Source organism: Actinomyces gaoshouyii (assembly GCF_002076915.1).
In the GTDB taxonomy this organism is placed as follows: Bacteria; Actinomycetota; Actinomycetes; order Actinomycetales; family Actinomycetaceae; genus Actinomyces; species Actinomyces gaoshouyii.
Genome location: NZ_CP020468.1, coordinates 53,060 through 71,389 on the forward strand (window position 1 = coordinate 53,060; position 18,330 = coordinate 71,389).

The window sequence follows — 18,330 nt, forward strand, 5'->3', positions numbered from 1 at the left end:
AGAAGCCTACGGCCCCCGCGCGAGACCGGTCGAAACCAGTATCGAGACCGGTCGAAATGAGGGTCGAGACCGGTTCGGGGGCGGTGGGGCGGAGTCAGAAGACGTAGGAGTGGGCCGCCCTGGTGACGGCCACCTCCGGGTCGCCGCTCCCCGACAGTTCGACCGTCCCGGAGAAGGCGTACTTCACCGTCTGGTCCTTCGGGTTCTTGTTCCACGTGGAGGGCTTCTTCCGGTAGGTGAAGACGATCGTCCCGCTCTTGAAGATGGAGGTGTTGTCCATGGTCACCGTGCTCGCCGGAGTTGTCACTGAGAGCGACGCCAGATCCGTGGCCCGCAGCTCGTAGGGGCAGAAGCTGTCGGTATTGGTCGGCGGCGTCACGCAGCTCGCGGCCTTCTCGTTGATCTTGGTCAGGACGTACTGCTTGAGCTCCTCGGTCGGCTTGCCCTCGACGGCGAGAAGGATCCCTGAGGCGCCGCCGTCGCCGGGCAGGACCGTGACCGAGGATTCGTCAGTGGTGACATAGGCGGAGGTCGCCGACGTGCTGGTGATGGGGTAGATGCCGGGGTACATGTACTGGGTGGCGGTTCCGCCGGTGCGCTCCGAGGACGTCAGTCCCTTCGAGCCCTTGCCCGGGTTCTCCAGAGTGACCTCGGTGCCGCCCACGCTGAGGCCTCCCAATGACTCGGAGGACAGCTGGACGGGCATGGCCAGCGAGGTCTCCACCTTCCAGTTGTTGAGCAGGCCGAAGGACTTGTCCTCGGAGGACACGGTGAAGATCTGGGTGATCTGCTTGCCATTGAGGGACAGGGTGGCCTCGACCCGCTTCTTGTCGTTTCCCCTTCCTTTCTCCTCGACGTCGACCACGGTGATCCGCGATGTCGTCGCGGACATGGCCGAGTCCGTCAGGAGCGCGCGCTGATCGTTCGGCACTCCTGGGTCCACCATGGCCGTCGCCTCGGAGGCCTTCCCGGCGGCCACGAGATCGAGGTACTTCTCGACCTCCTTCTTGGGCGTGCGCTGGGAGTTGAGCACCTCGACGGCGATGAAGACGCCCATGAGGAGCGCGAGGCAGGCGACGACGGCGGCCGTGGCCAGTTTGAGGTGGCGGCGCGCCTGGGGGCTCATGAGGGGCGGGATGGCCGACGCGGATGCCGTGCCGCCCGCGGCGAGAGTCGCGCCTGCGGGGAATGATCCTGTGGCCGGGGCAGCGAGCGGGAGGGCGCCGGTGCCGGGCGCGCTGAGCGGGAAAGCCCCTGTACCGGGACTGACCGCGGGCACCTCCGGCGGTGGAGGCGTTGCCGCGGTGGGATCAGCGGAGGCGATCGGACTGGTCGAGATGGCCGGCGCTGGCGCGAACTGGTCGGATGCCATCGGGAGCGCTCCGGTGGTCGGCAGGCCCGTAATCCAGCGGTCGACAGCGGTGCCGCCACCGATGAGGCGCAGCAGCGGGCCCGCATGAGCGTGGAGCAGGCCGGGGATGTACTCGGCGAGCAAGGAGATCACCAGCAGGATGAGCGCGAGTGCGAGGGAGGACCACCACGATGCGCCGAGGGAGAAACCCGCGCTGCTGGACGCCAACCGTGCCACGGAGATGCCGATATGAACCCTCAGAGGAACCAGCAGGTGGAGCGCCACGACGGCGAGGACGAGAGCCGCGACCGGCATCTGCCAGACGCGCTCGAAGGAGGGTGCGGCCAGGCGCTGGCGGCGCGTGCCGATGCGCGCCGCGGCCACCACCAGGAGCACCAGGATCGCCAGGAACAGCAGGGCCGACCAGCCCCCCAGCGCATCCCAGGCCAGGATCGTCGTCCCGGCGTCGACCGGCATGTCCTCGAATATGTCCAAGGCGTTGCGCAAGTCCGTCGAGAGCGACACTCCGCCGAGCGTGCCCAGGCTGAGCGCGTAGACGAGCAGGTTGCCGAGGTAGACGGGGATGACGAGGATCGCAGGGGCGGCGTCCTTGAGCGCGGCGCCCACGATGGCGCCCAGTACGACGACGGGGCCGAGGACGACGCCGACAGCCCAGGCGAGCCCGCCGAGCTCGCGGACCAGCTGCTGGATGGCCTCGGGGGCGCGCGCCAGCAAGGCGCTACCAGCGCGCGCGGCCGTCAGTGCGCCGAAGACGAGGACCCAGACGCTGAGGAGGATCCACACCGGCGAGGCATGGATCTCGCCCTTCTCCAGGCCGCGGCTCATGCCGTCGCCGGACAGGGAGACGATGCCGGTCAGGAGGCAGGCGACGATGGCGGTGGCTAGTGCTTCCAGGGCCGCGCGCAGGGCGACGGCGCCGAACGGCCCCCAGGATTCGTCCTGGCGCGCGCGGCGGCGCGCGAGGAAGTAGACCGTCGTCGCCGCCGCTGCGAGTGTGCCCAGGGGGAGCATGGACGCCCCGATGGATACCGATCCGTGCGAGCCCTCGTCGATGCCGCCGGTCAGATGGCCGCCCAGGCTGTAGCCCATGGCGACGAGGAGCAGCGGGATTCCCGATGGCGCCTTGTCCGTGGAGGATGTGATGGCCACGAGGATGAGGATCGCGGAGATGAGCGCTGTGCCGAGCACCGCCGCGAGGGTCAGCAGGAAGGAGATCTGCGCGGGCGCACGGCCCAGCGGCGATAGCGCCTGCGACACGATGCTCGGCGGCGCCTGAAAGGCCGGCTGGCCGGGGAGCCCCTGGGCCGCGACCGGCTGGCCCGCGTAGGCGGTGCCGGAAGTGGGGCGGGGCTGCTCGGCGAGTGGCCGGAGCTCGGGGGCGGGCTGGGGCGGTGCTGTTGAATCCGGGGGCTGCGCCTCGGCCGCGGTGGGGCCGGAGGGGGGCTGATCATCTGGAACCGTGGATTCATCACTCATGATGCGCCTTTGAGATCGAGGGTGAGGTAGATCGCATCCTTGCATGAGTCCGCCCCTGACGTACGGTGAGTCCGCATTCTGGGGTTGCTCCCACCCTCTTGGCGAGACCGGTCGAAAATAGGAGCGAGACCGGTCCACGGACCGGTCTCGCTCCTATTTTCGACCGGTCTCGCGGACGGCTGCGGCGTGTCGCGACGGGCGCGGATACCCTCGGGCCCATGAGCGCTCCTGTCTGGTCCTTCCTCGGTCCCGCCGGCACCTTCAGTGAGATGGCCCTGCGCGCCGTCGCGCCCGCGGCCGTCGACGTCGAGCCCTGCCCCGATGTGCCCACCGCCCTGGACCGGGTGCGCGAGCGCGAGGCCGCCTCCGCCGTCGTCCCCATCGAGAACTCGGTCGAGGGCGGAGTCAACGCCACGATCGACAACCTCATCGCCTCCTCCCCGCTGGTCATCACCGCCGAGGTGGCCATCCCCATCACCTTCGTGCTCGCCGGTCGCGCCGGTACCCGCCTGGAGGACGTGCGCGCCGTCTCCACCCACCCCCACGCCTGGGCGCAGTGCCGCGGCTGGGCCCACGCCAACCTCCCCGACGCCGTCTACGTGGCCTCCACCTCCACCTCCGCCCCCGCCAAGGCGCTCGCCGAGGGCTCCGAGACCGGCTTCCAGGCGGTCCTGTGCAACCCGCTGGCCGCCCAGCAGTACGGCCTGGATGTGATCGCCGGCGGTGTGGCGGACAACCCCGATGCCGTCACCCGCTTCGTCGTGATCTCCCGGCCCGGGCGGGTCTGCGAGCCGACCGGCGCGGACAAGACGACGCTCATGGTCCAGCTCCCGCACGACCGCGCCGGCGCCCTGCTCGACATGCTCGAGCAGTTCAGCGCCCGCGGGGTCAACCTCTCGCGCATCGAGTCCCGCCCCGTGGGCGACTCCCTGGGCCGCTACCGCTTCAGCATCGATATCGAGGGGCATATCCGCGAGGAGCGCGTCCAGGCCGCCTTCATCGGCCTGCACCGGACCTGCCCCATGGTCCGCTTCCTCGGCTCCTACCCCCGGCTCGACGGCCGTCCGGTGGTGGTCAGCGCCGGCACGAGCGACAAGGACTTCACCGTGGCGCGCGCCTGGGTGGCCGACGTCCTCGCCGGCCGCACGCTCTAGCCGGACCCGCGCTCACCCCGTCCGCGGCACCCGGACGGCGACGGCGCCGGACTCGACGCGCACGCGCGCCCACCTGGCCGGGGCGAGGATCTCGCCGTCGATCTCCAGCGGGGCGGGCTCGACCAGGTTCACCACCGCCTCGCGCCCGCGGGCCAACCGCACGTCCGCTGCTCCCCGTCCGGGCGGCGAGTAGCGGGCGGGCGCGGGCGGCAGGACCTGGCGGGCGAGTGAGGCCCAGCCGACCAGGCCGTGCCTGACGTCGATCGCGGCCACGTCGAGCACGCCGTCGTCCATGCGGGCGCCCGGCAGCAGACGGATCCCGGCGGGCAGTCGACCTGAGTTCGCGATGAGCAGGCAGCGGGCGCGAGCCTCCTCCGGGGTCCCGCCGTCGACGGCTATGCGCATTGGCAGGCGCGGCGACCTCAGGCTCCGCGCGGCGGCGATCGCGTAGGCCCCCCAGCCGGTGCGGCGCTTGAGCCCGGCGCGGGTGGCGGCCACGAGCCGGGCGTCGAATCCGATCCCGGTGACCACCAGGCAGGGCTCAGGAGGCGCCCCGGCGGCCTCGAGCGCCTCCGTGCTCACCCGCAGAAGGTCGATCGGCGCTAACCGGTGCGCCGCCGTGCCCGCCGCCAGGCGCAGTGCGGGCCAGCGGCGCAACGGCAGGCCGAGGCCGCGGGCCGCGAGGTTCGCCGTGCCGAGTGGGATGATGCCGAGCTCCACCCCGCTGCGAGGGCCGCCGGCCCGGGCGATGCCGTCGGCCACGGCGCGTGCGGTCCCATCCCCGCCGACGGCGATGACCAGCCCCGCGCCGGCCTCCACGGCTCTGGCGGCTTGGCGCGCCCCGTGCTGTTCGGGGGCTGTGTCCGCCCAGTCGACGCGCGCCCACCCCGCGGCGCGCAGCTCGGCGGCGAGGGCGGCGCGCAGGCGCGGCGTCGCCCTCCGCTTGGAGGGGTTGATGACGACGCAGGCCAGCCCGCCCATTCGGCCGCGATCTGCTCAGGAGGCCGGCTCAGGCGGCCTCGGCGATCGGAGTCGGCTCCAGGACCGGCAGCCCGGTGGACCGCATGAGATCGGTGCCGATTGCGGCGAGCTGGGCGAAATCCTCGGTGCGCGAGGATGAGGCCCGGTGGACCAGGGCGATATGGCGCACCGGCGTGGGAGCGGCGAAGTGGGCCACGCCGTGGGCGTCCGCACTGCTGAGCATGCTCAGCGCGCCCTCGGGGATGACGGTGATGCCCACCCCGTGCGCCACCATCCGCATGACCGTCGACAGCGTCGTGGCCACCGCGATCGGGGGACGGTTGCCGTAGCGCTGGCACAGGGCGAGCGTCTGGTCGCGCAGGCAGTTGCCCTCGTCGAGGAGGAGGAGGTTCTCGTCATCGAGATTCTCGGGGGTGATGTCCTCGCGGCCCGCCCAGGGGTGGTCGGCGGCGGTGAGGATGATGAGCGGCTCATCGAACATCGGCACTGCGGTGATGCGGGGGGTGTCGGAGTCGACGGCGATGATGGCGGCATCGAGGCGGCCCTGGCCCAGCATGTCCAGGATGTCCCCGGTGACCATTTCGCGCATATCGGGCTGGAGCCGCGGGCGGTTCTCGCGCAGGCCGTCGAGCAGGACGGGCGCGGCATAGGGGGCGAGGGTCGGGATGATCCCCAGCCGTAGCGCCCCGGTCAGGGCCTCTCCCTGGTTCATGACGGCGTCGGAGAAGGCCTCCGCCGCGAGGACCGCCTCACGGGCGTAGGACAGCAGGGTCTCGCCGAGAGGGGTGACGAGCACGCGCCGCGTGGTGCGCTCGACGAGCTCCCCGCCCACACGCTTCTCCAGGGCGGTGATCGCCTGCGAGAGGCTGGGCTGGGAGACACCGAGGGTGGCAGCGGCCTCACCGAAGTGCTGGTGGTCGCACAGCGCGACGAAGGCGCGCAACTGCGAGAAGGAGGGCAGCGAGGAGGAGGGCATAGCGATTCCTGGGGTGAGGATGGGGGTGTGTATCGGGTCGGGAGGATGGAGGGATGCGGGATGCGCTCGTCCGCGCAGGGACGGGCCGCGTGAGGAGTCGGGCGGCCCAGGGCAGCCGCATTGGTCAGGTGAGCTCGCAGGTGGAGCCGCTATTGGCCTCACTATAGGCGCTTATCCAATGAATGCAGAAGTTTTCTAAGGAGCTCCGGAGTGTCTGCGTGATCAATGGTCATTGCGCGGGTGACCGCCACCGCTGCCGGCCCTCCGCCGCGCGCGGCCTCGACGGCGCGCCCCGGCCCGGCCGCTGGCTACACTCGGCCTCATGATCGATCTGCGCGAGCTCCGTGAGAACCCAGAGCCGTACCGCGCCAGCCAGCGCGCCCGCGGCGCCGACGTCGGCCTCGTCGAGCGCATCATCGCCGCTGACGAGTCCCGCCGTTGCCTCCTGGGCGCCTTCGAGGCCCTGCGGGCCGAGCAGAGGAGCGTGTCCAAGTCGATCGGCAAGGCCTCCCCGGGGGCCGAGCGCGATGCCGCTCTGGCCAGCGCCAAGGAGCTCGCCGAGCGGGTCAGGGCCGCCGAGGCCGCCGCGAATGGCGCCGCCGCCGAGCTCGACGATCTCGCCCGCCAGTTCCCTAACCTCATCGCCGGCGCCCCCACCGGGGGCGAGGAGGACTACGTCCTCCTGCGCCACGGGGGCGGCGAACCGCGCGACTTTGCTGCCGAGGGCTTCACCCCCGCCGACCATCTCGCCCTGGGCGAGGGCCTGGGCATCATCGACACGCGCCGCGGCGCGAAGGTCTCCGGCGCCCGCTTCTACTACCTCAAGGGCGCCGGCATGCGCCTGGAGCTCGCGCTCATGACCGCCGCCCTCGACCTGGCCGATCGCCACGGCTTCACCCCCATGACGACGCCGACCCTCGTATCTCCCGCCATCATGGGCGGTACCGGGTTCCTCGGCGCCCATAGCGACGAGATCTACTACCTCCCGGCGGATGACCTCTACCTGACCGGCACCTCCGAGGTGGCCCTGGCCGGCTACCACACCGATGAGATCCTCGACCTGACCGCCGGCCCCAAGCGCTACCTCGGCTGGTCCACCTGTTACCGGCGCGAGGCCGGCGCCGCCGGCAAGGACACCCGCGGCATCATCCGCGTCCACCAGTTCAACAAGGCCGAGATGTTCTCCTACTGCCGCCCCGAGGACGCCGAGGCGGAGCACGCCCGCCTCCTGGCCATGGAGGAGGAGATGTTGGCACTGGTCGGCCTGCCCTACCGGGTCATCGATACCGCCGCCGGGGACCTGGGCAGCTCGGCCGCCCGGAAGTTCGACTGCGAGGCCTGGCTGCCCACCCAGGAGCGCTGGATGGAGGTCACCTCCACCTCCAACTGCACCACCTTCCAGGCCCGGCGCCTGGGCATCCGCGAGCGGCGCGAGGGCGGCACCGCGCCGGTGGCCACGCTCAACGGCACCCTGGCCACCACCCGCTGGATGGTGGCGATCCTGGAGAACCAGCAGCGCGCCGACGGTGCCGTCGTCGTCCCCGAGGGCCTGCGCCCCTACATGGGCGGCCTCGAGGTCATCGAGCCCGTCGAGCGATGAGCCTGGACCGGTCGCGTCGCCCCGAGGCGGGGGCGGCAGAGGTGCCCGGCCCGGGTGAACGGTGGGGGGCGGCCGATGAGGTGCGCCCCTCGGGCGCGCCGCTGACGGACTTCGACCCCGACTCCGCCCCGGCCCTCAGCCTCGGCGGAGCCACCCATTACCCGGGACCCGCCGGGGCCCGCCCCCTGGATGACGACGCCTACGCCCGCCTCGTCGCCAACCGGGCCGAGGCCATCGCCCCGATCCTCGACGCCGCGGGCCCGGCCGCCCAGGCCGGACCGGCTGGGACCGCCGCCCCGGGCGCCCCGGGCTTTTGCCCGGCCCTGGGACCCGGGCTCATCGTCGCCCTCGACGTCGATGGCACCATCCTCGACCGCGACGGGCGCGTCTCCGATCGCGTCCACGCCGCGCTGTCCCGTCTGGACGCCGCCGGCGCCCGGATCGTCGTGTCCACGGGGCGCAGCGTCAGCGCTTCGCTGCCGGTGGCCCGCCATATCGGCGTCCGCCACGGCTGGATGGTCTGCGCCAACGGCGCTCTCACGCTGCGCCTGGACCCCGGCCTGGAGCGCGGGCACGAGGTCGTCGACTCGGTGACCTTCGATCCCGCGCACGTCATCTCCACGTTGCGCCGGGCCATCCCGGAGGGCATCTTCGCCGTTGAGGTCCCCGATGAGGGCTTCCTCGTCACCCGGCTCTTCCCCGACGGCGAGCTCATCGAGGACCAGCGCGTCGTCAGCTACGAGGAGATTGTCTCCCGGCCGGTCAACCGCGTGGTGCTGCGCGCACCGGCCATGAGCCTGGAGGAGTTCAGCGGTCTCGTGCGCTCCACGGGCTCCTCGACCGTCGAGGAGTACTCGATCGGCTGGACCTCCTGGCTCGACGTCGCCCCCGAGGGAGTCTCGAAGGCGACGGCGCTCGCGGGCCTGGCCGCTCGTCTGGGCACCGACGCCTCCCAGGTGGTGGCCGTGGGGGACGGCACCAATGACATCGAGATGCTCCGCTGGGCGGGCCTCGGCGTGGCCATGGGCTCGGCTCCCGACTCCGTCAAGGCCAGCGCCGACATCATCACCGAGTCGGTCTGGCATGATGGATGTGCTGCGGTCCTCGATGCCCTCGTCGATCTTCTGACCACTTGATCCCTGCGGGCCGCCGAGAGAGAAGAGCCCTGATGAGCCCCGTCATCCGCCGTCCCAATCCCGTCCGGCGCGCCAGAGGCGCCGGCATCGTGACCGGCGCCGCCGGCTCCGGCGGTGGCCCGGTGCTTCCCCGCCCCTCGCGCCGAGCCATGGGGGCGGTGACGGCGCGCGCCCTGGTCGGCGCCGCTCTGGCCGGCTGCGCGCCCAAGGGCGTCAGCGGTGCTCAGGCCGGCGGTGCGCCCGGCTGCAAGGCGGATCCTGCGCTGCGGGGCACCTCCCTCACGCTCACCTCCCCGCTGACGGGCGTCGAGGCGCAGCGCCTGGAGGCCTCCCTGGAGGCCTTCACCACCTGCACCGGCATCAGCGTCGTCCACACCGGCTCCGACATGCTCGAGGAGGACCTGTGCGCCGGGCGCCACGGTGATCTCGCGATCGTCCCCCAGGCGAGTATCGTCTCCGAGCTCGTCTCCGATGGTCGGCTGGTGGCCCTGTCCAACCAGGTCGGGGCGAACGTGGAGCGCGGATGGGAGCGCACCTGGGGCGATGCCGGGACCTACAACGGCACGCTCTACGCCGCGCCCCTCATGGCCGCCGTGAAGTCCTTCATCTGGTACTCGCCGGCGGCCTTCTTCAGGGCCGGTTACAAGGTGCCCACCACCTGGGCAGAATTGGAGTCCCTCACGAAGAAGATGGCTGCGGGCCCGGGCGCCACGGCCAGAGCGACGGCGAGCGCGAGCGCCCTTCCGAGTGGTGAGGCCGCCGCGCAGGCCTCCCCGAGCGCCAGTCCCGGGGCCAGCGCCGAGCATCCGGTGCCCTGGTGCCTGCCGGTGGCCGACGGCCCCACGAGTGGCTGGACGGTCACGGACTGGCTGGAGGATGCGATCCTGGCCACCCAGGGCCCGGGCGCCTATGACGCCTGGGGGGCGCACAGGGTGCCGCTCAACGACTCCGCCGTCGTGCGCGCCCTGGACTCGGTGGCCTCCCTCGTCCTCGCCGACGGGCATGTGCTCGGCGGACGGGCGGGCGCCTCGGCCATGACCCTGGAGGATGCCGCCACCGCTCTGGCCGAGGGCCGCTGCTACATGGTCCACGCCTCGAGTTCCTTCGAGACCCTCCTGCCCGACGGCGGCGCCGACCTCGACGCCTTCCTCGTGCCCAGCGCCTCGGATGATGAGACTCCCGTCCTCGTGGGCGGCGACTACCTCGTCTCCTTCTCCGACGGCCCGGGTGCGCAGGCGCTGGCCGAGTACATGACCAGCGCCGAGTGGGCGCAGACGAGGGCCGCGCTCGGCGGGGTGGCCACCGCCAACCAGCGTGTGGACGCCTCTTCCATCAGTTCGCGCGTGGGGCGGCGGGCCACCGAGATGCTCCAGTCGCGTTACTCCCTCATCCGCATGGATGCCTCTGACGGCATGCCCCCCGAGGTCGGCGTGCACGCGCTGTGGAGGGCACTGGCCTCCTGGGCCGCGGGATCCTTGGACTCCGAGGCTGCCCTCGCCCAGGCGGAGAGGGCCTGGCCCACCAGGTGAGCCCATCGGGTGGGCTGGCCCCGCCGACTGGTAGCCTGCGCTGCATCAGGCATGGGCGGCGAGGGCGCTCCGCCGCGTCCGCTCCCGCCCATGCGCACTGGGGCGAGGAGGGCTCATGGGACTGGGATGGTTCGGCGCGCCGGAGCACAACCGTTGGCTCGCCGAGGAGATGCAGGCGCTCCTGCGCCACGGGCGGGCCGCGCGGGTGCCTGCGGGCTTCGGCTGGATCGGGCCCGACGGCGCCGTGGACGCCTCGCGCCCCGTCGAGCTGTGGATCGCCGGCCGTATGACCTTCGCCTTCTCCCTGGGAACACTCCTGGGGGTCCCAGGCTGCCGCCGCTACGCCGATCATGGTGTGCGGGCCCTGTCCCGCGCGCTGCGCGACCGCACCCACGGGGGCTGGTACTCCGCCGTCGGCCATGAGTTGGACGCCGAGGGTCATGGCGTTCCCACTCGGGAGGCGGCTCGCAAGGAGTGCTACCAGCACGCCTTCGTCATGCTCGCCGCCGCTGCGGCGACGGCCGCGAACCGCCCCGGCGCCCATGAACTGCTCGCCGAGGCCTGCCGCGTCGTCGAGGCGCACTGGTGGGACGAGTCCTACGGGATGCCGATCGAGTCCTACGCCGTGGACTGGAGCGATCCTGAGGATTACCGCGGGCTCAATGCGGCGATGCACACGGTCGAGGCCTTCCTGGCCACCGCCGATGTCACCGGGGATCCGGTGTGGCTGGAGCGCGCCGTCCAGATCATCGACTCTGCCGTCAATGTCCACGCCCGCGACCATGACTGGCGCCTCCCCGAGCACTACGACACCGCTTGGCGCCCGCGCCTGGACTATAACGAGGACGCCCCCGACCACCCCTTCCGCCCCTACGGGGCCACGCCCGGGCACGGCCTGGAATGGGCGCGCCTGACGGTCCAGGCCCGCGCCGCGCTCGTGGGCCGCCGCCTGTCCGCGCCCGACTGGATGCTCGACGCCGCCGAGTCGCTTTTCGACCGTGCCCGCGTGGATGCCTGGAGGATCGACGGCGGGCCGGGCTTCGTCTACACCACGGACTTCGACGGTCGGCCCATCGTCCATGAGCGCATGCACTGGGTCGTTTGCGAGGGCATCTCCGCCGCCGCCGCGATCCGCCAAGCCCTGCTCGACGACGGCCGCGGCGAGATCGAGGTCGAGCTTTACGAGCACTGCTACCGCACGTGGCTGGACTACGCCGAGGAGTTCCTCATCGCCTCGCCCGGTGTGTGGTGGCACGAGCTCGACAGCTCCAATGCGCCGTCCGCGCGGACCTGGGACGGCCATCCGGATATCTACCACGCTCTCCAGGCGGTGCTCATGCCCCGGCTGCCGGTGTGGCCCTCGATGGCTCAGGCCATCGCCGAGGGCCGCCTCGACCGGCCCTCTTCGGCGCCGCCCGTCGAAGAGCATGGGAGGGGTTCGCGCCGTCGTGGGCTCTTCGGCCGTGGGTGAGGCGAGCCGGCGAGTGCCGTGAGCGCGGCGCCCTCCACGCAGTGACCGGCGTCCGACTGGCAACCGGCAGGGCACGATGCTGTAAGGTCGATCCTGCCCGGCGGTCGCGCCGGGCCAGGGAGGAATGACAGAGCGGCCGAATGTGGCGGTCTTGAAAACCGCTGTGCGCCTCGCGCACCGGGGGTTCGAATCCCTCTTCCTCCGCTGCGGCTGTCCGGCGCTCGCGCCTCGCTTTGCGGGGCCGGGACGCCCTGGGGTAGTCTCGCAGCGCGCTTCGCATCTGGAGACGTCGCATAGTGGCCTAGTGCGCCTCCCTGCTAAGGAGGTTGGGGTGGAAGCCCCTCGGGGGTTCGAATCCCCCCGTCTCCGCCGGACTAGCCCCGGGATCGCTCTCCCGGGGCTTCTCTGCGCTTGGTGGAGGGTGAGGGGCTTTCGCCCGGATGGAGCGTCAGGCCCGCCGCGCGGTGGCAACCCTGCCGCGCGTCCACAAGCGCAGTGCGCGGCGGCAACCGGGGGAGGACGGGCCCGGCCCACCCTCTCGCCTCATCCGGGCGGCCCATCCGAATGGCCTGGGATGGAGGATCATGGAGGATCGAGGTGTCTTGAGCGCCGATGGGCCGTTGAGGCACCGCCTGGCCGTCAGGAGCATCGCGGGGAGCGCTGCCCTGGACGGCTGCCTTGAGCGCCACGGCGTCGGGCTTCGAGCGCCTGCTGGATTTCCCAGGCGGTTCACAGTGAAGTCGAGGGTGTGCTCCCAGGTCCGCGGAGTTATATGGATGTTACCGCCGGGCGGAACGGATCGGGAGGGTTGGGGAGCCCGTTGATCGGTTCGGGCCGAGGCTGGTGCAGGTCTTAGGGAGCCTGCTCCAAGCGCTCCGGTGAAGGAGGCCGGCTCCTCCCTTGTCATGGGAACCGGGGGAGTTGAGCGGCCTCACGAACGAAGGGCCCGTGGGCCCGGGTGACACCCGGGCCCACGGGCCCTGATCGTTCCCGGAATACTTCTGACCGGCCGTGATGCTGACGAAGATCAACGACGGGGAGTCGCTTGGGGCGCATAGCCTGCTTCATGACCGTCGGGAGCAAGGGAGCGCCGGCACCACGGGCAGGAATGGAGAGGAAGGGCGGAGCGGATGCTGGACCGCGGGAGCGCTCTGAAGGCGGCCCTGATCGCCGGCTCCCATCCAGAGGATCAGGCGCACCCGGTCGGAGAGCTCTGCGCGGATGGGGAGCATCGCCATCGGGCTCTGGCGGGCCTACCGTGAGCCCAGCCCTGTGCCGCGCCTCACGGTCGGGCGATTTGGCGAGCCCAGGGGCTCGGCGTAAAGTCCTGCCTGTCGAAAACGACATGCGCCAGTAGCTCAACGGATAGAGCAGCTGACTACGGATCAGCAGGTTGGGGGTTCGAATCCCTTCTGGCGCACCAGCACCCCGTCATCGGCTGGATCGACAGTCGGAGTCGGGGTGTTTTCAATGCTCGGGAGGCCGAGTCCGGCCGACAGGCGCGGTCATGAACAACCCGAATCATGTTCTGACGAGACTCACTGCCCAGTCGCGGTGTCGGCGGGGCAGGTGGTGCCCTCGGTCGGGAGGCTGCCGTCCAGGAGGGTTTCGTTGACCGCCTTCGTCGCGCAGGAATTCCTGCCGACTGCCCCGTGGATGGCCTCGTCGACGCTGATGAGGCGGCTGCCGGTGAGCTCGCGGCCCAGGGACTCCGACCAGGCGTACGGCGTCGTCGGGTCGTTCTTGTTGCCGATCACGAGGACCGGGCCGGTGGTCGGCGAGGAGAAGGCCTGGTGCTGTGGGGCGGAGGCGGAGCGGCCCCAGCCGTGGCAGATCGCGTCCATGTAGGCCTTCCGCCCGCTGTAGGCCAGTGGTGCGGCCTTCTTGGCGTTGGCGGCCTGGGCGTCCCAGCCCGTCGCGTCGCCGAGGTTGGGGTAATCGGCGCAGTGCACCGCGTAGGAGACGTACGTGGTGTTCCACAGCTTGGTGAGCCGCTGGTCCGCCGTCAGGGGCGGCCATGTCCGGTTGCCCTTGCGGCTGGAGGCCTGCAGGGCGGCGCGGTACGTGCTGTAGAGCTTCGTGGCGTTGCGCGAGCTCATCGCCTCGCTCAGGCCGGGGAGAGACTGCGCCCAGTAGATGTCGGAGTGCTTGGCGATGTAGAGGATCATCGAGCGGAGCTCGGCGGAGCGCAGGGTCGTCGTGGTCGTGTCCAGTGCGAGGGGCTGGGCGTCGGCGCTCTCGATGAAGCCGAGCAGTTGCGCCCGCCCCTCCTCCGGGGTGCCGGTCAGGGGGCAGCCGGGGGCTGACTGGCAGGCGGTGATGTACTCGAGTGCCCGCCTCTCCGTGGAGGCCATGTCCTCGGAGTGGACCTGGGCGCGGGTGAGCGACGGATCGAGGGCGGAGTCCAGGATCATCGTCCCGGTGCGCTGGGGGAAGGCCCGGATGTAGGCGGCGCCGAGATAGGTGCCGTAGGAGGCGCCCAGGAAGCTCAGCTTCTCGTCGCCGAGGACGGAGCGAATGACGTCCATGTCCCGGATGACCGTTTGGGAGTCCATGTGGTCGAGGAGCTCGGGGACCTGGGAGTTCTGAGCGCAGGCTTTGGCGAGAGCGGCGCCTTGGGCCTGGGCCTCGGCGGCCGTCGTCGGGTCGGTGGAGGTCTCGGCCGCTCCACCGGCGGCCGCGTCCAGATCTGGGGACTCGGCCCCGCCACCGGCCGCGCCTCCCACCTGGGCGGCTTCGTCCGGGACAGTCGTCTCTTCGCTCTCGGGGGTGGCCTCCTGTCCCTCGGAGACCTGCTCAGAGGCCTGATCGGAGGCGGTGGCGAGGTCGGCGGCGGTCCAGCAGGTCAGCGGCGTGGACTTCCCGACGCCGCGCGGGTCGAAGCCGACGATGTCATAGGCGTTGCGAACCCGCGGCGACAGGGAGTCGGAGATGATGGGGACGTAGTCGAGCCCGGAGGCCCCGGGGCCACCGGGGTTGATGACGAGGCTGCCCTTCTCGCCCTTGCCGTCGGCGGCGATCATCTTGCGCAGCGCAAGTGTGATCGTCTGCCCGCCGGGCTGCGAGTAGTCCAGCGGGACCGCGATCGTCGCGCACGTGGACGCGTCGCCCAGGTCGCAGTTCTCCCATGCGACCGACTGGGACAGGAATGCGCTCAGGTCCGCAGCCCCGGGGGCGGCGCTGGGCGCGGTGGCCGCGGTGGCCGACGGCGATGCGGAGGCGGTCGGGCTGGCCGCAGCGGTGGTGCTGGTAGCGGGATCCGTCGCGGGTGCGACCGCTGCGCTCGATGCGGGTGCTACTGCGGCGGAGCTGGAGGAGGCCGCCGGTGCTGCCGGGCCGGGGGCACCGGGACCAGTGGCCCCCGGGCCGCCGGGGAGGCAGGCGGTGAGACCGAGCGACAGGGAAGCCGCTGAGAGAATGGCCAGGAGCGTGCGGTGACGTGCGCGAACCAGGGATCCCATAGGGGAAGCCTCAATCTCCTCTCATGCTTCGTGCATCCTCCTTAAGGATGAGGGTAAGGGTCTCTCATCTCGATGTTTGGGGTTCCTAGGGACGCTGGAGCGATGCATCGGCCGATTCGCCGCAGGACGACGGTCGTCCCCGCCGCGACTCGGTTAAGCTCTGGAGGTGAAGTTCCTCAACGGGCTGGACCCGTCCTTCGACCTGACCTACGACGACGTCTTCATGGTGCCCTCGCGGTCCTCCGTGGGCTCGCGCATGGGTGTGGACCTCACCACTGACGACGGCACCGGCACGACGATCCCGCTCGTCGTGGCCAATATGACAGCCGTCGCCGGCAAGCGCATGGCCGAGACCGTGGCCCGTCGCGGCGGGCTGACGATCATTCCGCAGGACATCCCCGTCGACGTCGTCATGGACACGATCGCCCAGGTCAAGGCCTCCCACCTGGTCTACGACACCCCCGTCACCGTCAAGCCCCACCACACCTGCGGCTACGCCATGGGCCTCATCCCCAAGCGCTCCCACGGCGCCGCCGTCGTCGTCGACCCGGAGACCGATCGGCCCGTGGGCATCGTGGATCTCTCCGACGCCTCCGACGTCGACCGCTTCACCCAGGTGCGCGCCGTCATGTCCACCGAGCTCGTCACCCTTCCCGAGGGCATCGACGCCCGCGAGGCCTTCAACCGCCTCAAGGCCGCCCGACGCCGCATGGCGCCCGTGGTCGACGCCGAGGGCCGCCTCGTCGGCGTCCTCACCCGCGCCGGGGCCGTGCGCTCCACGATCTACCGCCCCGCCGTCGATGTCGCGGGCCGCCTGCGCATCGGCGCCGCCATCGGCATGAACGGGGATCCCGCCGGGCGCGCCGCCGAGCTCGTCGAGGCCGGGGTGGATGTCATCGTCGTCGACACCGCCCACGGCCACCAGGACCGGATGCTCGACGCCGTCGCCTCCGTGCGCGCGGCCCTGCCCGAGGGGGCGCCGATCGCCGCCGGGAACGTCGTGACCGCTGCCGGCGTGCGCGACCTCGCCGCCGCCGGCGCCTCCATCATCAAGGTCGGGGTCGGCCCGGGCGCCATGTGCACCACCCGCATGCAGACCGGCGTGGGCCGGCCCCAGTTCTCCGCCGTCCTGGAGTGCTCGCAGGCCGCCCGCGACCTCGGGGCCTCCGTCTGGGCCGACGGCGGCGTGCGCCACCCCCGCGACGTCGCCCTCGCGCTCGCCGCCGGGGCCTCCAACGTCATGATCGGCTCCTGGTTCGCCGGCACCCACGAGTCTCCGGGCGACGCCCAGATCGACGCCGACGGGCGCGCCTACAAGGAGTCCTTCGGCATGGCCTCCACACGCGCGGTCCTCGGGCGCACCGAGGGGGAGAACGCCTTCGACCGGGCCCGCAAGGCCCTGTTCGAGGAGGGCATCAGCGGCGGACGCATGTACATCGACCCGGCCCGCCCCGGCGTCGAGGACCTCATCGACCAGATCATCTCTGGCGTGCGCTCCTCCTTCACCTACGCGGGTGCCGCCTCCATCGCCGAGTTCCGCGAGCGGGCGATCGTCGGCCTGCAGTCCGCCTCCGGCTACCGCGAGGGCGCCCCCGTCCCCGTCTCATGGTGAACATGCGGGTCAAGCCGCCATACTCCGAGTAACCGAGTAACCGAGTAACCGAGTAACTCAGTTACTCATGCACAGGCGGGCAGCCCGCATGAGTATGGGAGGGACGAGCGCGCGGACGATTCTCGGAGCAGAGCCGCGAGGCGGCCGGCGCGAGGCGCCGTGAATGCTCAGAACGCTCACCTGGACCCGGCCTCGAGGGCCTGGAGGAGGTCCGCGGTGAGATCCGCGGCGTCCTCGATGCCCACGCTCAGGCGCAGGAGGCGGTCGGACAGCCCGTAGGCGGCCCGCCGCTCCGGCGGGACATCGGCGTGGGTTTGCGCACTCGGGTTGGTCACGAGGGACTCCACGCCCCCGAGGGACTCGGCGAAGGTGAAGACCCTCAGGGCGGCGAGCATCGCCGCGATATCCACGCTCTCGGCCACCTCGAAGGACACCATCCCGCTGCGTCCCGGGTAGAGCACCCGATCCACCAGCGGGCTCGGATCGAGGGCCGCGGCGACGGCGCGCGCGTTGGCCTCATGCCGGTCCATGCGCACCCCCAGCGTCTTCAGGCCCCGCAGCAGCAGGAAGCAGTCGAAGGGGGACAGCGTCGCGCCGGTCGTGTTGAGCCGGTACTGGATGCGCTCGCCCGCCGTCTCGTCGGCGACGACGATCGCTCCGGCCATGACGTCGTTGTGCCCGCTCAAATACTTCGTTGCCGAGTACAGGACGATGTCGGCGCCGAGTTCCAGCGGTCGGCACAGGTACGGGGTGAGGAAGGTGTTGTCGACGGCGAACAGCGCCCCCGCGCTATGGGCCAGCCGGGCTGCGGTGGCCAGGTCGATGAGCGCCATCATCGGATTGGTCGGCGATTCTACGAGGACGAGCGAGGCGGGCCGGTCCGGCCCCAGGGCCTCGCGCAGGCCCTCGTCTCCCAGGACGAAGTCGACCTCGTAGGCGCCCTCTGAGGCGAGTACCTCCAGGAGCCGGTAGCTGCCGCCGTAGAGGTCCTCCAGCGCCACGATCCTCGAGCCGGCCGGGACCAGCGCGCGGATCGCCAACTCGATCGCCGCCATCCCCGAGGATAGGGCGAATCCGGCCGCTCCGCCGTCGAGCCTGGCCAGGGCGTCTTGGACGACGTCGCGGGTGGGGGAGGCGGTGCGCGTGTAGTCGTAACCGGTGGACTCGCCCAGGCCCGGGTGCCCGAAGGCCGTGGACAGGTGTATCGGCGTCGTGATCGCGCCGGTGAGCGGGTCGGTGCGGGTGCCTGCCTGTGCGAGCAGCGTGCTGATCCGCAGGGAGGGGCCGGTCCCGCGGGGACAGGCGGTGTCGACGTCCCACGTGGGATGGCGGTGGACCGGCGAGGTGCGGGCGGGGGAATGGGACGCGTCGGGGGTCCTGGTGCGGTCGGTGGTCGGAGTACTGGTCATGGTGGATCCTGGGTGCGCTGGTGGGGGCGGGGATGAACGCGTCCCGCCTAGGCCGACGGGAGCGGAGTCGGCGGGCGCCGCGAGCAGCGACGACCTCGGACTCTGACCGTGATTGGGGGACAGTGACGGCTGGCGCTGTCAGCGCATCCGCAT

The 18,330-nt window shown here is 71.4% G+C and carries 11 protein-coding genes and 3 tRNA genes; 9 read left to right on the top strand and 5 right to left on the bottom strand.

All coding sequences use genetic code 11. The features are described 5' to 3' along the window. Nucleotides 1-94 precede the first annotated feature (94 nt). Nucleotides 95-2,848: a hypothetical protein gene (locus tag B6G06_RS00230; protein ID WP_081170364.1), complete on the bottom strand. Its 2,754-nt coding sequence runs from the start codon at nt 2,846-2,848 to the stop codon at nt 95-97. Nucleotides 2,849-3,066: 218 nt separating this feature from the next. Here B6G06_RS00230 and pheA point away from each other — a divergent pair, with 218 nt between their 5' ends. Continuing rightward, on the top strand, nt 3,067-4,002 hold the full coding sequence (pheA, locus tag B6G06_RS00235; protein ID WP_080462346.1) for a prephenate dehydratase: 936 nt from the start codon (nt 3,067-3,069) through the stop codon (nt 4,000-4,002). A 12-nt stretch (nt 4,003-4,014) separates the two neighbouring features. Here the strand turns inward: pheA and B6G06_RS00240 are convergent, their stop codons facing one another. Both B6G06_RS00240 and B6G06_RS00245 read right to left on the bottom strand, forming a co-directional pair. Continuing rightward, nucleotides 4,015-4,983: a diacylglycerol/lipid kinase family protein gene (locus B6G06_RS00240; protein WP_080462347.1), complete on the bottom strand. Its 969-nt coding sequence runs from the start codon at nt 4,981-4,983 to the stop codon at nt 4,015-4,017. A gap of 28 nt (nt 4,984-5,011) precedes the next feature. Further along, nucleotides 5,012-5,959 carry a LysR substrate-binding domain-containing protein gene (locus tag B6G06_RS00245; RefSeq protein WP_080462348.1) on the bottom strand — a complete coding sequence of 316 codons (948 nt, stop codon included), beginning with the start codon at nt 5,957-5,959 and terminating at the stop codon, nt 5,012-5,014. Between the two features lie 322 nt (nt 5,960-6,281). On the opposite strand from B6G06_RS00245, the gene serS reads away from it, so the two are divergent. The 7 genes from serS to B6G06_RS00280 all read left to right on the top strand — a co-directional run bounded on the left by serS (nt 6,282) and on the right by B6G06_RS00280 (nt 13,118). Next, complete coding sequence (gene serS, locus B6G06_RS00250) at nt 6,282-7,559, top strand: serine--tRNA ligase (RefSeq protein WP_080462349.1); 1,278 nt, start codon at nt 6,282-6,284, stop codon at nt 7,557-7,559. Next, nucleotides 7,556-8,695 (top strand): HAD family hydrolase, encoded by a 1,140-nt coding sequence (locus B6G06_RS00255; RefSeq protein ID WP_081170366.1) that lies wholly within the window; start codon nt 7,556-7,558, stop codon nt 8,693-8,695. The genes serS and B6G06_RS00255 overlap by 4 nt, the downstream gene beginning before the upstream one ends. A gap of 32 nt (nt 8,696-8,727) precedes the next feature. Next, a complete protein-coding gene (locus B6G06_RS00260) occupies nt 8,728-10,224 on the top strand; it encodes an ABC transporter substrate-binding protein (RefSeq protein WP_158082818.1) in 1,497 nt (498 codons plus the stop codon). 115 nt (nt 10,225-10,339) lie between these two features. Continuing rightward, complete coding sequence (locus tag B6G06_RS00265) at nt 10,340-11,695, top strand: AGE family epimerase/isomerase (RefSeq protein WP_081170368.1); 1,356 nt, start codon at nt 10,340-10,342, stop codon at nt 11,693-11,695. A gap of 118 nt (nt 11,696-11,813) precedes the next feature. After that, nucleotides 11,814-11,899, top strand: a tRNA-Ser gene (locus tag B6G06_RS00270). A gap of 78 nt (nt 11,900-11,977) precedes the next feature. Then, nucleotides 11,978-12,064 (top strand) — tRNA-Ser (locus B6G06_RS00275). A 978-nt stretch (nt 12,065-13,042) separates the two neighbouring features. Further along, nucleotides 13,043-13,118 (top strand) — tRNA-Arg (locus B6G06_RS00280). Between the two features lie 115 nt (nt 13,119-13,233). Here B6G06_RS00280 and B6G06_RS00285 read toward each other — a convergent pair. After that, nucleotides 13,234-15,156 (bottom strand): alpha/beta hydrolase, encoded by a 1,923-nt coding sequence (locus B6G06_RS00285; RefSeq protein WP_081170370.1) that lies wholly within the window; start codon nt 15,154-15,156, stop codon nt 13,234-13,236. Between the two features lie 166 nt (nt 15,157-15,322). Here B6G06_RS00285 and B6G06_RS00290 point away from each other — a divergent pair, with 166 nt between their 5' ends. Continuing rightward, the gene (locus B6G06_RS00290; protein WP_081170373.1) at nt 15,323-16,768 is read left to right on the top strand and encodes a GuaB1 family IMP dehydrogenase-related protein; all 1,446 of its coding nucleotides are present in this window, start codon (nt 15,323-15,325) and stop codon (nt 16,766-16,768) included. Nucleotides 16,769-16,944: 176 nt separating this feature from the next. Here B6G06_RS00290 and B6G06_RS00295 read toward each other — a convergent pair whose 3' ends face one another. Next, complete coding sequence (locus B6G06_RS00295; RefSeq protein WP_081170375.1) at nt 16,945-18,177, bottom strand: PLP-dependent transferase; 1,233 nt, start codon at nt 18,175-18,177, stop codon at nt 16,945-16,947. Between the last annotated feature and the right edge of the window lie 153 nt (nt 18,178-18,330).

Coding starts and splice junctions, on each gene's coding strand:
- B6G06_RS00260 (WP_158082818.1), top strand. CDS start 8,728: ATGAGCCCCGTCATCCGCCGTCCCAATCCCGTCCGGCGCGCCAGAGGC.
- B6G06_RS00285 (WP_081170370.1), bottom strand. CDS start 15,156: ATGGGATCCCTGGTTCGCGCACGTCACCGCACGCTCCTGGCCATTCTC.
- serS (WP_080462349.1), top strand. CDS start 6,282: ATGATCGATCTGCGCGAGCTCCGTGAGAACCCAGAGCCGTACCGCGCC.
- pheA (WP_080462346.1), top strand. CDS start 3,067: ATGAGCGCTCCTGTCTGGTCCTTCCTCGGTCCCGCCGGCACCTTCAGT.
- B6G06_RS00240 (WP_080462347.1), bottom strand. CDS start 4,983: ATGGGCGGGCTGGCCTGCGTCGTCATCAACCCCTCCAAGCGGAGGGCG.
- B6G06_RS00255 (WP_081170366.1), top strand. CDS start 7,556: ATGAGCCTGGACCGGTCGCGTCGCCCCGAGGCGGGGGCGGCAGAGGTG.
- B6G06_RS00245 (WP_080462348.1), bottom strand. CDS start 5,959: ATGCCCTCCTCCTCGCTGCCCTCCTTCTCGCAGTTGCGCGCCTTCGTC.
- B6G06_RS00230 (WP_081170364.1), bottom strand. CDS start 2,848: ATGAGTGATGAATCCACGGTTCCAGATGATCAGCCCCCCTCCGGCCCC.
- B6G06_RS00265 (WP_081170368.1), top strand. CDS start 10,340: ATGGGACTGGGATGGTTCGGCGCGCCGGAGCACAACCGTTGGCTCGCC.
- B6G06_RS00295 (WP_081170375.1), bottom strand. CDS start 18,177: ATGACCAGTACTCCGACCACCGACCGCACCAGGACCCCCGACGCGTCC.